16 protein-coding genes and 1 tRNA gene are annotated in these 13,605 nt (G+C 62.1%); 13 read left to right on the top strand and 4 right to left on the bottom strand.

Annotated elements, in window-relative coordinates; all coding sequences use genetic code 11:
* Positions 1 to 609: 609 nt before the first annotated feature.
* From ACVILI_RS09500 to ACVILI_RS09485, 4 genes are all read left to right on the top strand, one after another.
* Complete coding sequence (locus tag ACVILI_RS09500) at positions 610 to 1,200, top strand: hypothetical protein (RefSeq protein ID WP_457102406.1); 591 nt, start codon at positions 610 to 612, stop codon at positions 1,198 to 1,200.
* 34 nt (positions 1,201 to 1,234) lie between these two features.
* Complete coding sequence (locus ACVILI_RS09495; protein WP_457102405.1) at positions 1,235 to 1,378, top strand: hypothetical protein; 144 nt, start codon at positions 1,235 to 1,237, stop codon at positions 1,376 to 1,378.
* A gap of 200 nt (positions 1,379 to 1,578) precedes the next feature.
* Positions 1,579 to 2,211 carry a hypothetical protein gene (locus ACVILI_RS09490; RefSeq protein WP_457102404.1) on the top strand — a complete coding sequence of 211 codons (633 nt, stop codon included), beginning with the start codon at positions 1,579 to 1,581 and terminating at the stop codon, positions 2,209 to 2,211.
* Positions 2,211 to 2,882 (top strand): hypothetical protein, encoded by a 672-nt coding sequence (locus tag ACVILI_RS09485; RefSeq protein ID WP_457102403.1) that lies wholly within the window; start codon positions 2,211 to 2,213, stop codon positions 2,880 to 2,882. The genes ACVILI_RS09490 and ACVILI_RS09485 overlap by 1 nt, the downstream gene beginning before the upstream one ends.
* An 83-nt stretch (positions 2,883 to 2,965) precedes the next feature.
* Here ACVILI_RS09485 and ACVILI_RS09480 read toward each other — a convergent pair whose 3' ends face one another.
* Both ACVILI_RS09480 and ACVILI_RS09475 read right to left on the bottom strand, forming a co-directional pair.
* Entirely contained in the window at positions 2,966 to 4,618 is a 1,653-nt protein-coding gene (locus ACVILI_RS09480) for a DUF6538 domain-containing protein (protein ID WP_457102402.1), read from the bottom strand.
* A 79-nt stretch (positions 4,619 to 4,697) separates the two neighbouring features.
* Positions 4,698 to 4,772: transfer RNA gene (locus ACVILI_RS09475), tRNA-Thr, on the bottom strand.
* 163 nt (positions 4,773 to 4,935) lie between these two features.
* Between ACVILI_RS09475 and ACVILI_RS09470 the strand changes: the two genes are divergently transcribed.
* From ACVILI_RS09470 to yacG, 9 genes are all read left to right on the top strand, one after another.
* On the top strand, positions 4,936 to 5,112 hold the full coding sequence (locus ACVILI_RS09470) for a hypothetical protein (RefSeq protein ID WP_084791397.1): 177 nt from the start codon (positions 4,936 to 4,938) through the stop codon (positions 5,110 to 5,112).
* Between the two features lie 128 nt (positions 5,113 to 5,240).
* Entirely contained in the window at positions 5,241 to 6,533 is a 1,293-nt protein-coding gene (gene murA / locus ACVILI_RS09465; protein WP_010914066.1) for a UDP-N-acetylglucosamine 1-carboxyvinyltransferase, read from the top strand.
* Positions 6,534 to 6,701: 168 nt separating this feature from the next.
* Complete coding sequence (locus ACVILI_RS09460; protein WP_019860404.1) at positions 6,702 to 7,133, top strand: DUF2948 family protein; 432 nt, start codon at positions 6,702 to 6,704, stop codon at positions 7,131 to 7,133.
* A gap of 6 nt (positions 7,134 to 7,139) precedes the next feature.
* On the top strand, positions 7,140 to 8,432 hold the full coding sequence (gene hisD / locus ACVILI_RS09455) for a histidinol dehydrogenase (RefSeq protein WP_038644550.1): 1,293 nt from the start codon (positions 7,140 to 7,142) through the stop codon (positions 8,430 to 8,432).
* A gap of 6 nt (positions 8,433 to 8,438) precedes the next feature.
* Positions 8,439 to 8,924 carry a UPF0262 family protein gene (locus tag ACVILI_RS09450; RefSeq protein ID WP_457102401.1) on the top strand — a complete coding sequence of 162 codons (486 nt, stop codon included), beginning with the start codon at positions 8,439 to 8,441 and terminating at the stop codon, positions 8,922 to 8,924.
* Positions 8,912 to 9,382, top strand: coding sequence for an arsenate-mycothiol transferase ArsC (locus ACVILI_RS09445; protein ID WP_080643811.1), 471 nt, complete (start codon positions 8,912 to 8,914; stop codon positions 9,380 to 9,382). The genes ACVILI_RS09450 and ACVILI_RS09445 overlap by 13 nt, the downstream gene beginning before the upstream one ends.
* Before the next feature lie 87 nt (positions 9,383 to 9,469).
* The gene (gene infA / locus ACVILI_RS09440; protein WP_006200926.1) at positions 9,470 to 9,688 is read left to right on the top strand and encodes a translation initiation factor IF-1; all 219 of its coding nucleotides are present in this window, start codon (positions 9,470 to 9,472) and stop codon (positions 9,686 to 9,688) included.
* A 22-nt stretch (positions 9,689 to 9,710) separates the two neighbouring features.
* On the top strand, positions 9,711 to 10,337 hold the full coding sequence (locus tag ACVILI_RS09435) for a Maf-like protein (protein WP_038644546.1): 627 nt from the start codon (positions 9,711 to 9,713) through the stop codon (positions 10,335 to 10,337).
* Positions 10,334 to 10,531: a DNA gyrase inhibitor YacG gene (gene yacG, locus ACVILI_RS09430; RefSeq protein ID WP_019860409.1), complete on the top strand. Its 198-nt coding sequence runs from the start codon at positions 10,334 to 10,336 to the stop codon at positions 10,529 to 10,531. Before ACVILI_RS09435 ends, yacG begins: the two co-directional genes overlap by 4 nt.
* 15 nt (positions 10,532 to 10,546) lie before the next feature.
* Here yacG and melA read toward each other — a convergent pair whose 3' ends face one another.
* The gene (melA, locus tag ACVILI_RS09425; RefSeq protein WP_038644544.1) at positions 10,547 to 11,917 is read right to left on the bottom strand and encodes an alpha-glucosidase/alpha-galactosidase; all 1,371 of its coding nucleotides are present in this window, start codon (positions 11,915 to 11,917) and stop codon (positions 10,547 to 10,549) included.
* Positions 11,918 to 11,936: 19 nt separating this feature from the next.
* Positions 11,937 to 13,604: an ABC transporter ATP-binding protein gene (locus tag ACVILI_RS09420; protein ID WP_038644542.1), complete on the bottom strand. Its 1,668-nt coding sequence runs from the start codon at positions 13,602 to 13,604 to the stop codon at positions 11,937 to 11,939.
* Position 13,605: the final 1 nt, after the last annotated feature.

Raw genomic sequence — 13,605 nt, 5'->3', positions numbered from 1 at the left:
AAGAGCACACCCGGGCAGACCGAGATGGGGTCTTCCCCCTTTGATCCCCGAGAGCACGTCGAGGACAGATGAGCACATCGATAACCGGATCACGGGAGCACCGCCAATCGGCCATAACATACTGGTTTCACGAACTAATTTTTGAAACTTTGCGCCAAATCGCGCAATTCGTGGTTTCGTATAGGCACTCTATCCAGATTTTTCAGGGTATGATAGTTTCGATTTACCACATTCAACACAGCGGGATCGTGCGTAACGGCAGGTCGCCAGCGGTCGGGGCATGTGGCAGGTTGAAGCACGACATCGATAACCGGATCACGGGAGCACCGCCAATCGGCCATAACATGAAAGGATGATAGTTTCGATTTACCACATTCAACACAGCGGGATCGTGCGTAACGGCAGGTCGCCAGCGGTCGGGGCAAAAGCACTGAAAGGAGCTGACCATGGCAAACGCAAAACAGGCTGCCGCCAAGAAGTTGAACATGGCTGAGCGAGCCCAGCAGCAAATGGATGTGCACTTCCCTGTCTCATGATCAGCCTTCTCTTTGACCATGGCAAACGCAAAACAGGCTGCCGCCAGCGGTCGGGGCAGAAAGCACTGTGACCATGAACATGGCTGAGCGAGCCCAGCAGCAAATGGATGTGCACTTCCCGAACTTCCCGCCGGCCTTGCTTTGGCGTCGAAAGACCAATGACGGCTACACCACCGTACCGCGCACGTTGCCCATTGCCATGCAGGCAATCGACATGCAGTCAAAGGGGACGCCAGCGGGGCACACGTTGTTTTGTCTTTGGGCTCGTTCCCCCGATCACCCTTTCATCACGGTCGAGAACCCCGCCACGTTCGCTGCGGAGGCCGGCTTCTTCGGAGAACGGGCGGTGGATACCTGGCGCAAGCGGATGAAGCGCCTACGGGAACTCAATTTCATCGCCACAAAAGCAGGCCCGTCCGGTGAGTTCCACTACGTGTTGCTGACAAACCCCAACACCGCCGTGGAATGGATGAGGACGCAGGGTCAGGTCCAGGACGTGATCTACTCAAGGTTCTTAGACCGACTGAACGATGTCGGCGGGGGCAACGACATCAAGGCCTACTATGCCTATTGGCAGCAGGTCCAAGAAGCGAATGCATCAACGGCCTCCCAGCCGAAAGAAGGCGAAAGCAATGAACCGGCAGCACAAGCCTCCCTCGTCTAACATCGCTGGTTGGCTCAGGTCAGGATTAGGGCGATTGTCCATCGGCACCTCGATCACGCCGTTAGCAATCGTTCTAATGTTGATCGTCGCAGCAGCGGCGCACTACCGTCTGGAAATCACCTCCATTGGGCTTCGCTTTGAACCCCAGAGCCTCACTGCACTGCCGGACGGTCACTGATCCAAAGCAGCCGGCATCGCCTTGCATAAGACCCCACCCCACGGGGGGTTTGCGCGCGAACCGCTTATCCGATCCCCTGCTCAAAAGTTTGTACCAAACATTTTGACCCCTAAATCAGCCCTGCTCATAGGCTTGGGCTCCGCGTAGTTGATCGGCTGCATAAACTTGCTACTACTGTTGTTCTTTGGCGGGGGTGAAAGATGGCCAAGAAACTGACATTGCTTTGGGGTATCGCCTCGCTGTTATTCTGTGCGCCGGTTCACGCAGAGAACAACTGCTCCTGCCCGACCGTTACAGCGGATGGCCGAGGAGACAGCAGTTGTTCGGCCGCAGAGGCATCCGGCCAATGTACCATCGACTTCAACATCTTTCCGCCAGAGAGAGAACAGCGCGCGTTCGACCTCCTGAACTCAGCCGGCAAGGTTTCTGTGTCTCTGCCTCCTGCTGGAGAGAACAGCGTCGATGCTATGTATACAGCAAGCGCAAAAGGCCAAACCGTCGAAGTGGTGCTCGTATACCTCGCGATTGCCGCTGCGGACCAAGCGGAAGCGCACCCCGGAACCTTCGATCCACGAGCCCTCGGAGAAATAGCAGCTCAAGTGAGCGACGTGGGCAGGGACGCCGTCAATCAGGCGTTCAGCGCTGAGGCAGCCAAACAGTTCTCCGCAACCAAGCCACTGTCGCCGGGGGATAGTAAGAGCCTTTTCATTCTAAGCTTGGACGGTCTCATCGTTACGCCGGGTTGCGTTGAAGTGAAGCGGAACGGCCTCTGGGTTATGTTCAAGGCCAACTGGAGCCCTGCAGCGCTGGCTCCGGGCTGCGGTGCCAAGTGATGTCCCGCTCCCAGCAGTTCTGGCTAAGCCTGTTCGTCGCGGTCTGCTTTGTCGTGGTGGTTGTTGTTCTGGTCTACCGCATCTTTCCGGCCCCGCCGCCAAATGACGACCGGGTGGCGGCTTGCTATGCCCTGCTGCCGGCGGACCGAAGGGCTGGAGTGCACTTTGAGACTGGACCAAACAACACCGCCACGGTCACTGTTGAAGCCGAGGAGAAGAGCAGCAGTCCAACTAAGGAGCAGTTGGAGAGCTTCATCCAGTGCCTTCAGGTATTCATCAAGGACGTGCGGATGGCCACCGCAAGCCAGCCGGCAGCCCCTCTGGGCGAGGTTGCCGATCACTGGTCAGCCCCAGGGCAAGTCGGTCTGCAACTGGTGCTACTCCCGGGGAGCAACGACGAAGTCTTAAATAACCTTCGTTTCGGCCCTGCCAGCGGAAACAAATCTGAGATCGTTGCCGGGTGGTGCAAGGAAACTGCCGCGTGCGTCAAATGCGACCCGCCGGGACCAACCGCCCAAACACCCGAAGTGTTGGTACGCTTGCTGCCGGGCAGCCGCACCAAGAAGATCGCGATGAAGGGCTCGTGGGATGTGCCCAAGCAGGCAAAACCATGGCAGCTTGTGGATAAGAAGGGTACGAGGTTCCTCTACGAGTGTGAACCTGCGGGCTGACTTCTCGGTGAGCCCAATCAGTTGCAGGCGCGCCGACTTCCTTGAAGGATCGCGCTTCAAACTTTGCCAGATGGGCCGGTGTCTCAGCCTTCTTTCCCGGTCCTGGCACGCTGGGCCTGGGCGGGCACAAGTTCGGTCGAAGGTCTCCAACCTGTCTCCTCGACTTCGAAGCGCGGCAGTTTGTTGATCTCTCTCGCGAGCGCGCTCGGGGGCCAATCGCCGTACCCTTCGCGCGCGTCCTCGGCACCGCTGCCGAGCATGTAATCCCGGGCCTGTTTGTCCATGCCGTGGACGCGCGAAAGGGTTGTGAACAGGTGCCGCCAAGCGTGGTTGGGTTTGCCGCCTGGTGCAGGAATGCCCAGTTCCTCTGTGGTCCAATTTCCGACCCGGACGCCCGCCTCTTCCGACCGGCGCTTTCCGGTCAGCTTGGTGAGGTCGGTCCCATCGGGATAGGGGACATAAAAGGCGGGCCTCTCGCCCACCTCCTTGAACATGTCCAGCAAGCCCAATTCCACAAGGTGCGGATGAACAGCAGTCATCCAGGCCCTGCCGCTCTTTGTAGAACCGGCCTCAGGCGTGATGAGCAAATAGGGTATGTCACCATCCGCTCGGACATCCACGCCGCGAAGCTGGGTGATCTCTGTCACCCGTAGGCCGGTGTAAGCGCAAATCCACGGCACCCAGAAGAGCGCGCGCTTATGGGGCGCTGAGATGTCTTTGGAACTTCCGTTGAACGTGGCGCCGAGGATGGCCGTGGCTTCCTCTATGTCGTAGCCCTTCTTGCCCGGCGCGGGGCCGTCTCTTCGATCTCGAATGTCGCTGGCCACGTTTGCCGGCAGGCTGAACTCCCTGACTGCATGGGTGAGGACCGCGCTCAACGCCGCAAGGGCCTTGCCATTAATCTTCGACGGCGCCAGCCCCTCACCGATCAATTCGTCACGCCACTTACGAACGTCCACGCTCGTCACATCCTGAGCATTCCTGTGCCCGCTGCTCTTGACGAACTTGGCGAGATCTCGCGCATAGTCCCTCTTGGTCTTCTCACTGAGGCTTTGTGTCGCGAACTTATGGTCCAGCAGCGCGAATAGGTCCAAATCGCTCGCCGTCCGTGGCGCCGGCTTGTCCTCGCCGCGCTTGTTCTCCCAATTGGGGAACCGCTTCCGCGCCTCATCGGGTGAATAGTCGCCTCCTGCCTTTCTGAGATTAGTCTCAGCCGCAAGCTGGATTGCCTTGAAGGCCGCGTGGACGACGCGTGTACGACTGAGGGGGTCGGTATTGACGCCTTCCTCTGTGAACAGATCGTCGACCGTGGGACCGAACCAGCGGTCCAACTCCCCGCGCTCCTCCTTGCTTTTGTTCAACTGGAGGACCTGTTTCCAAATCCCCTCCTCGCCGGGCTCGCCATCCATCATCTCGACCAAACGGACGTAGAGGATGCCAGCAAGGGCCTGGACTTGCTTGTTGGACAGCGGCTGAGGGCCTTCCCTGAACCGCTGCCAGAACTCATGGAGTGCAGCGTCCGCCTCACGGTGACGCCTCTTGGCTTCCGCAGGGTCTTTCGTATCGAGGCTGACTTTGACGATTTCCCCCGCTTTGACCGTTCTTAGGGAGCCGCCAACGGGAATTGCCACCCTTCCATCCAGTGGTAAGTTCTTCAAATCGGAAGGTGCGCGTTGCCGAAGGTAATAGACGCCAGTCTTTTTATGCTGCCAAGGTCCAGGCATTCTCAAGCTCATGTGCACCACCCCTGTGTACCAGACAGGCGGCAAAAAGACCAAGAAAGTCAGATAGTTGTTCCCAATCAATGGGATAGGCTGGTGCTGCGAGAGAGGATTGAACTCTCGACCTCTCCCTTACCAAGGGAGTGCTCTACCACTGAGCTACCGCAGCCGCTGATGGCGGGGCTTCTGCCATATCGAACCGGTAAGCGCAAGGCCAAGAACAACGCTTCTGTGAAAGCCTTTGCCGGATAGCTTTCAATGACATGGCGGCGCCACAATGTTGGCTATCCCTGAACGGCAGGTTTGGCCGGGTCGTCGGCCGGGACGGGACGATGAGCGACACGACGATATCACCGAAAAAGGGCGGCACGGACCGCAAGGACCGGCTCGCCGAGCAATTGCGCGCCAATCTGCAGAAGCGCAAGGCGCAGTCGCGCTCGCGCCGCACGGGTGAAGCCGACCAGAGGCCGGACGGGCTCGGTGCGGCCCAGGAAATACGGAAAGATTAACTCAAATCGGCCACTCTTGGCCCGGATGCGTGGAAATCCTATTTCTTGAACCACACCGGCCAATGGTCTAGACGGGCCGATACTCAAACGATTGAACCGGCCTTTTTGGCCGAGAGGGACATTCTCCAATGGATCGCATCAGAATTGTCGGCGGCAACAAGCTTGCCGGGAGCATTCCGATCTCGGGCGCGAAAAACGCCGCTTTGCCGCTGATGATCGCCTCGCTGCTGACCGACGACACGCTGACGCTGGAAAACGTGCCGCATCTGGCCGATGTCGAGCAGCTGATCCGCATCCTCGGCAATCACGGCGTCGATTACTCGGTCAATGGCCGCCGCGAGAAGCAGAATGAAGGCTATTCGCGCACCATCAACTTCTCCGCACGCAACATCGTCGACACGACGGCGCCCTACGAGCTGGTGTCGAAGATGCGGGCTTCATTCTGGGTGATCGGCCCGCTGCTGGCCCGCATGGGCGAGGCCAAGGTGTCGCTGCCCGGCGGCTGCGCCATCGGCACGCGCCCGGTCGACCTGTTCCTCGAAGGCCTGCAGGCGCTTGGCGCCGATCTCGACGTCGACACCGGCTATGTCATCGCCAAGACCAAGAATGGCCGCCTGGTCGGCAACCGCTATGTCTTCCCCAAGGTCTCGGTCGGCGCCACCCATGTGCTGATGATGGCGGCTTCGCTGGCCAAGGGCGAGACAGTGCTGGAAAACGCCGCCTGCGAGCCTGAAATCGTTAACCTCGCCGAATGCCTCAACGCCATGGGCGCCAGGATTTCCGGCGCCGGCACACCGACCATCACCATCGACGGTGTCGAATCGCTGTCGGGCGCGCGCGTGCGCGTCATTCCCGACCGCATCGAGACCGGCACCTATGCCATGGCGGTCGCCATGACGGGCGGCGACGTCGTGCTCGAAGGCGCGCGGCCGGAACTGTTGCAGACCGCGCTGGACGTGATTTCGCAGACGGGTGCCGAGATCACCCAGACCAATTCCGGCATCCGCGTGAAGCGCAACGGCGCCGGCATTTCGCCGGTCGACGTGACGACGGCGCCCTTCCCGGCCTTCCCGACCGATCTGCAGGCGCAGTTCATGGGCCTGATGACCATGGCCAAGGGCAAGTCGCGCATCACCGAGACGATCTTCGAGAACCGCTTCATGCACGTCCAGGAACTGGCCCGGCTCGGCGCCCACATCACGCTTTCGGGCCAGACGGCGATCGTCGACGGCGTGGCGAAGCTGAAAGGTGCGCCGGTCATGGCCACCGACCTTCGCGCTTCCGTCTCGCTGGTCATCGCCGGCCTCGCCGCCGAAGGCGAGACCACGGTCAACCGCGTCTACCACCTCGACCGCGGCTTCGAGCGGCTGGAGGAAAAACTGTCCAATTGCGGCGCGGTGATCGAGCGCATTTCCGCCTGACGATCGAACGGCGGCAGCTTCGGACGGAGGCTGCCCGGGCGGCCTTCATCCCCCTGCCAGCACCGCAAAGCCGAGGCAATTGCCTCGGGCGGAAGTCGTGTCGCGGTTGCACCGGCCGGAAAGACCGCCTAACAGAGGGCTGAAACCAACCTTAGGTACAAATCCCGCATGGCCCTCAAGCTTATCGCGCTCGACGACCAGGATCTGAGCATCGTCTCGGCCCATGTCCAGGACGCCGTGATGAAGGTGTCGGACCTCGAATTCCTGCCTGCGGCCAAGCGTTTTGTGCTGACCATGAACCGTTTCGTCTGGGAGGCGAAGTCGGGTCTGTTCCGCCAGCACAATGAGCGGCGGCAGGCCGTGCTGCATTTCGACCGGGTGCTGGGCGCCAAAACCAATGGCATTGCCCGCGACAAGCCGGCCGAGGTGCTGTCCCTGCTGGCGATCAGCTTCATCGAGATCAGCAAGCCGGCCGGCATCGTCGAACTCATCTTTTCGGGCGGCGGCACCATCATGCTCGATGTCGAATGCATCGAGGCCCGCCTTGCCGACATAGGCGGCGCGTGGGAAGCCACGTCGCGCCCCATCCACAAGGCTTGAGCGCCCATGGCCATCACGCTTCGCCAGTCCGACGCCGATTTCGAGCAGCGCTTCGCCGCTTTCCTGACGACCAAGCGGGAAGTGTCCGAGGACGTCGACGCAGGGGTTCGCCAGATCATCGCGCGTGTGCGCGCCGAAGGTGACGCGGCACTGATCGACTATACGCAACGATACGATCGGGCCGATTTGAAGAGCCTCGGCATTGCCGTGTCGAAGCAAGACATTGCGGCCGCTTACGAGACGGCCGATCCAAAGGCGATCGAAGCGCTCGAATTCGCGCGCGATCGCATCCGCTCCCACCACGAGCGGCAGCGGCCGAAGGACGATCGCTACACGGATGCCGCCGGCGTCGAGCTCGGCTGGCGCTGGACAGCGATCGAGGCGGTTGGGCTCTATGTGCCGGGCGGCACGGCGAGCTATCCAAGCTCGGTGCTGATGAACGCCGTGCCGGCCCGGGTGGCCGGCGTCGAGCGCGTTGTCATGGTGGTGCCGGCGCCGGGTGGCATCATCAATCCGCTGGTGCTGGTGGCGGCCGACATATCAGGCGTGACCGAAATCTACCGCGTCGGCGGCGCGCATGCGATCGCTGCCCTTGCCTATGGCACAGAGACCATAAAGCCGGTTGCCAAGATCGTCGGACCGGGCAATGCCTATGTCGCGGCGGCCAAACGCCAGGTGTTCGGCACGGTCGGCATCGACATGATCGCCGGCCCCTCGGAAGTGCTCGTGGTGGCCGACGGCAGCAACAATCCCGACTGGATCGCCGCCGATCTGCTCGCCCAGGCCGAACACGATGTGTCGGCGCAATCGATCCTGATCACCGACGATCCGGCCTTCGGCAAGGCGGTCGAACAGGCGGTCGAACGGCAATTGCAGACCCTGCCGCGCGGTGAAACGGCAGCGGCGAGCTGGCGCGATTTCGGCGCGGTGATCGAGGTCGCGACCATCGAGGCCGCGCTGCCGCTGGTCGACCGCATCGCCGCCGAACATGTCGAACTGGCCATCGACGATGCCGAAGGTTTCCTGTCGCGGATGCGCAATGCCGGCGCCGTCTTTCTCGGGCGCCACACGCCGGAAGCCATCGGCGACTATGTCGGCGGCTCCAACCACGTGCTGCCGACGGCACGCTCGGCGCGCTTCTCGTCAGGCCTGTCCGTGCTCGATTTCGTCAAGCGCACCTCGATCTTGAAACTCGGGCCGGAGCAATTGCGCGTGCTCGCGCCAGCGGCGATCGCGCTCGCCAAGGCGGAAGGGCTCGACGCGCATGGCCGCTCCGTCGCCATCCGGCTGAACATGTAGGCCGAGATGACGGGCTCCGATCAAACCCGCGCAAAACTGATCGACGTCGAACTCGATGAATCGATCGGCCGTTCGACGCCCGATGTCGAGCATGAGCGGGCAGTGGCGATCTTCGACCTGATCGAGGAGAACAGTTTTCAGCCCGTCAACGACAGCAGGGCCGGCCCCTACCGGCTGAAACTGTCGCTGGCCGAGCAGCGTCTGGTCTTTGCCGTTACCCGCGAGGACGGTACCCCGGTGGTCACCCACATCCTGTCGCTGACGCCGCTCAGGCGCATCGTCAAGGATTACTACATGATCTGCGAAAGCTACTACGACGCCATCCGCTCCTCGACGCCGAGCCATATCGAGGCGATCGACATGGGCCGGCGCGGCTTGCACAATGAAGGTTCGCAGACGCTGATGGACCGGCTGTCCGGCAAGATCGACATCGACTTCGACACGGCGCGCCGGCTGTTCACGCTGGTCTGCGTGCTGCACTGGCGGGGCTAGCCCTGGCACCCGGCGCCCTGCCCCGCTCGATCCTGTTCGTGTGCGGCATGAATGCCGTGCGCTCGCCAATGGCCGAGCAACTGGCGCGCCGGATGCTGCCCGCCACTATCTTCGTCGCTTCGGCCGGCGTGCGCGCCGGCGAGCGCGACCCATTCGTCGATGCCGTGCTGGCGGAGGAGGGCCTGTCGCTGGGCGAGCGTCATCCCAGAACGCTGGACGATCTCGAGGACGACTATTTCGACCTGATCGTGACGCTGGCGCCGGAAGCGCACCATGCCGCGCTGGAACTCACCCGCTCGCTCGCCGTCGAGGTCGAATACTGGCCGACACAGGACCCGACTGGCGCCAGCGGCACGCGCGAACAGATCATGGCGGCCTACCGCGAGGTGCGCGAGCGGCTGAAGTTGCGCATAAGCCGACGTTTCTTGGCTTCAGAGGCAAAAAACGCGACGGATTAAGCGTGTTCACAAGCGGACGATTATCATATAGGTTCCGCCGAAATTCCAGCCGGGGCGCTGGAACTGCCATCCAAGCAAAGGTATCGAATGCCGAAGGAAGAAGTCCTCGAGTTTCCGGGTGTCGTGACGGAATTGTTGCCGAACGCGATGTTCCGGGTGAAGCTCGAAAACGAACACGAGATCATCGCCCATACGGCCGGCCGCATGCGCAAGAACCGCATCCGCGTGCTGACCGGCGACAAGGTTCTGGTCGAGATGACGCCATACGACCTGACCAAGGGCCGCATCACCTACCGCTTCAAGTAAGATCAAGCCTGACTGGTCCGCGATGAGCATTTTGCAGAAGCTGGTGCTTGCTTCGGGTTCGCCGCGCCGCATCGAACTGTTGCAGCAGGCCGGCATCGAGCCGGACCGTATCCTGCCAGCCGATATCGACGAAACGCCGCTGCGTGCGGAGCATCCGCGCTCGCTGGCCAAGCGGCTATCGACGGAAAAAGCCGAGAAGGCGTTCGCCTCGCTGAAGACCGAGACGGACTATGCGCCAAGCTTCGTTCTGGCCGCCGACACGGTGGTCGCGGTCGGGCGGCGCATCCTGCCCAAGGCCGAAACGCTGGACGATGCCGCCAACTGCCTCGGGCTGCTGTCCGGCCGCTCTCACCGGGTCTATTCCGGCATCTGCCTGATCACACCGGGCGGCAAGCTGCGCCAGCGGCTGGTCGAGACGCGGGTGCGTTTCAAGCGGCTGCCGCGCGAGGAGATCGAAGCCTATGTCGCCTCGGGCGAATGGCGCGGCAAGGCCGGCGGCTATGCCGTCCAGGGTCTCGCCGGCTCGTTCGTCGTCAAGCTGGTCGGCTCCTACACCAACATCGTCGGCCTGCCGCTCTATGAGACGGTGGCCCTGCTATCGGGCGAAGGCTTCAAGATCCATCAGAACTGGCTGACCGCACGGCCATGAATTCCGACTCCAAAGTCACGCCGCTGCGGCCAAAGCGCCCCTGCCCCGAATGCGGCAAGCCGTCGGCGCGCGACACCTTTCCGTTCTGCTCGGCCCGCTGCAAGGACATCGACCTCAACCGCTGGCTGAAGGGCGCCTATGTCATCAAGGCCCGCGACGACGAGGAAGAACCCGACGCCGACGAGCCCAAGTAAGACCGAGATCGCCCGTCAGGCAGCCTCGGTCTTGCGGCTCACGCGCGCCCAGGCCGGCAGCCAGTCGCCGTGAGCGGCCAGGAGATCGTCGACCAGTGACCAGATCTGGTCGAGGTCGAGTTCGGCCGCCGTGTGCGGATCCATCATCGCCGCATGATAGATGTGGTCGCGATTCTCGCTCATCAGCGCCCGCACCGTCAGTTCCTGGACGTTGATGTTGGTGCGGATCAGCGCCGTCAGCTGCGGCGGGAGATCGCCTATATAGGTCGGCTGGATGCCGGAAGCATCGACCAGGCAGGGCACTTCGGCAGCGCAGTCGCGGGGCAGCGAGGTGATGCAGCCATTGTTGCGGACATTGCCGTAGATAACCGATGGTTCGCCGGTCCAGACCGAGTTCATGATCGAGGAGGCATACTCCCTGGACTCCTCGACCTCGATGCGCTGCGCCGAGCGGTAAGCCTGTGCCTGGTCTTTCCAGCGCTCGATCTGCTCGATGCAGCGCTTGGGGTATTCGTCGAGCGGAATGCCGTATTTCTCGATCAGATCGGGGCGACCCTCCTTGATGAAATAGGGCGTGTATTCGGCGAAATGCTCCGAGCTTTCGGTGACGAAATAGCCAAGCCTGGTCAGCATCTCATAGCGCACCTTGTTGGGGCAGCGCGGATTCCAACCCGGCTTGGGCGCGCGACCTTCGCGATAGGCGCGCACGAGATCCGGATAGAGGTCGCGGTAGGAGCCGTCGGGCTGGCGGTGCTCGAATTTCAGGTAGAAGGCCATGTGGTTGATGCCGGCCGAGCGGTAGCGGATGTCTTCATAGGGAAGGCCGAGATCATGCGCCAGTTCCATCGCCGTGCCCTGCACCGAGTGACAGAGCCCGACCTGCTTGATGGCGGGGTATTTCTCTGAGATCGCCCAGGTGTTGATCGCCATCGGGTTCACATATTGCAGCATGATCGCTTCGGGGCAGACGGCGAGCATGTCCTCGCAGATCTTCCACAGATGCGGCACGGTCCTCAGGCCGCGCATGATGCCGCCGACACCGAGCGTGTCGGCGATCGTCTGGCGCAGGCCATATTTCTTCGGCACTTCGAAATCGGTGACGGTGCAGGGCTCGTAGCCGCCGATCTGGAAGGCGACTACGACGAAATCGGCGCCGGCAAGTGCCTTGCGCTGGTCGGAATAGGTCTCGGCCTTCGCCTTCACGCCGAGCGTCGCGATCAGCTTGTTGACGACGATGGCGCTCTCTTCCAGCCGCTGCGGATTGATGTCCATCAGCGCGATCGTCGCGCCCGAGAGTGCTGGCCGCTGCAGCACGTCGCCGACAATGTTCTTCATGAACACGGTCGAGCCGGCGCCGATGAAAGTGATCCTGGGATGTCTTGCCATACTAACCTCCGGCATATGTTCAAGCCACGTCGAAAGCGGCTCGGACGAGCCGTTCGGTGTAGGCGGTCTTGGGATTGGTGAGGACCTCGTCGACAGGTCCCTGCTCGACGATCTTGCCGTGCTGCATGACGATGACGCGGTGGCACAGCGCGCGCACCACCTTGAGATCGTGCGAGATGAAGAGGTAGCTGAGGCCGCGCTCGTCCTGCAGCTTGCGCAGCAGGTCGATGATCTGCGCCTGGACGGAGAGGTCGAGCGCGGATGTCGGCTCGTCGAGCAGAATGAATTCGGGCTCAAGCGCGATGGCGCGGGCGATCGCGACGCGCTGGCGCTGCCCGCCAGAGAATTCGTGCGGGAACCGCGACAGGATATCGCCCGGCATGCCGGCGCTGACCAGCGCCTCACGCACCCGGTCCACCCGCTCCGCCCGCGTCGCGCCGATGCTGTTGACGACCAGCCCTTCCTCGATGATCTGGCCGATCGTCATGCGCGGATTGAGCGACGAGAACGGATCCTGGAAAACGATCTGCATGCGCGAGCGCAGCGGCCGCATCTCGTTGCGCGACAGGCCCTGGATCGGTTGGCCGTCGAAACGGATTTCGCCGCGCCTGGTGTCGATCAATCTCAGCAGCGCCTGGCCGAAGGTGGTCTTGCCGGAACCGGATTCACCGACCAGCCCCAGCGTCTCATGGCGGCAAAGCTTGAGGCCGAGATCGTCGACGGCGACCAGCTCGCGCCAGTCCGGCTTCAGGAAACCGCCGTGGCGCAGCATGAAGCAGACGCGCACATCATTCGCCTCGAGGATGGCGCCGCTGCCCTCAGGAAGCGGTTGCGGACGCCCGCGCGGCTCCGCGGCGAGCAGCCGCTGCGTGTAGGGATGCTGCGGGTCCGCAAACAGCCGTTCGGTGACGTTGTGCTCGCACATCGCGCCATGCTGCATGACATAGACATAGTCGGAGAATTTGCGCACCACTGTGAGATCGTGGGTGATCAGGATCACCGCCATCCGCAGCTCTTTCTGCAGATTGCGGATCAGGTTGAGGATTTGCGCCTGGACGGTGACGTCGAGCGCGGTGGTCGGCTCATCGGCGATCAACACGTCAGGATTGTTGGCCAGCGCCATGGCGATCATCACGCGCTGCCGCTGACCGCCCGAAAGCTGGTGCGGATATTGCTTGAGCCGTGCTTCCGGCTCGGGGATCTGGACGTGCCGCAGCAGCTCGAGCGCCCGTGCCCAGGCTTGCCGGCGGCTCACCTTACGGTGCACCCGGATCGCCTCGACGATCTGGCTGCCGACCGTATAGATCGGGTTAAGCGAGCTCATCGGCTCCTGGAAGATCATCGAGATGCGGTTGCCGCGCAGCTTGCGCCGCTCGCTCTCGGGAAATTTCAGGATGTTCTGGCCGTCGTAACAGATGCTCGATTTCGGCGACACGGTGGCCCGGCGCGACAGCAGCCCCATGACGGCGCGAGCCGTCACCGACTTGCCGGAACCGGATTCGCCGACGATGGCAATCGTCTCGCCACGATAGAGCTGGAACGAGATGTCCTTGACCGCTTCGACAACACCGTGCTCGACCTTGAAGGCGACCTCGATATTGCGGGCGTCGATGATGGGCTGGTCCTGGCGCCCGTGATGGTCATGACGAACGGTGGGGGCGAAGGATTCGGCGAGTACGACGGTCATC

Source organism: Mesorhizobium sp. USDA 4775 (assembly GCF_054062655.1).
The sequence above is the reverse complement of the archived record's forward strand: the minus strand, read 5'-3'. Positions and strand labels throughout refer to the sequence as shown.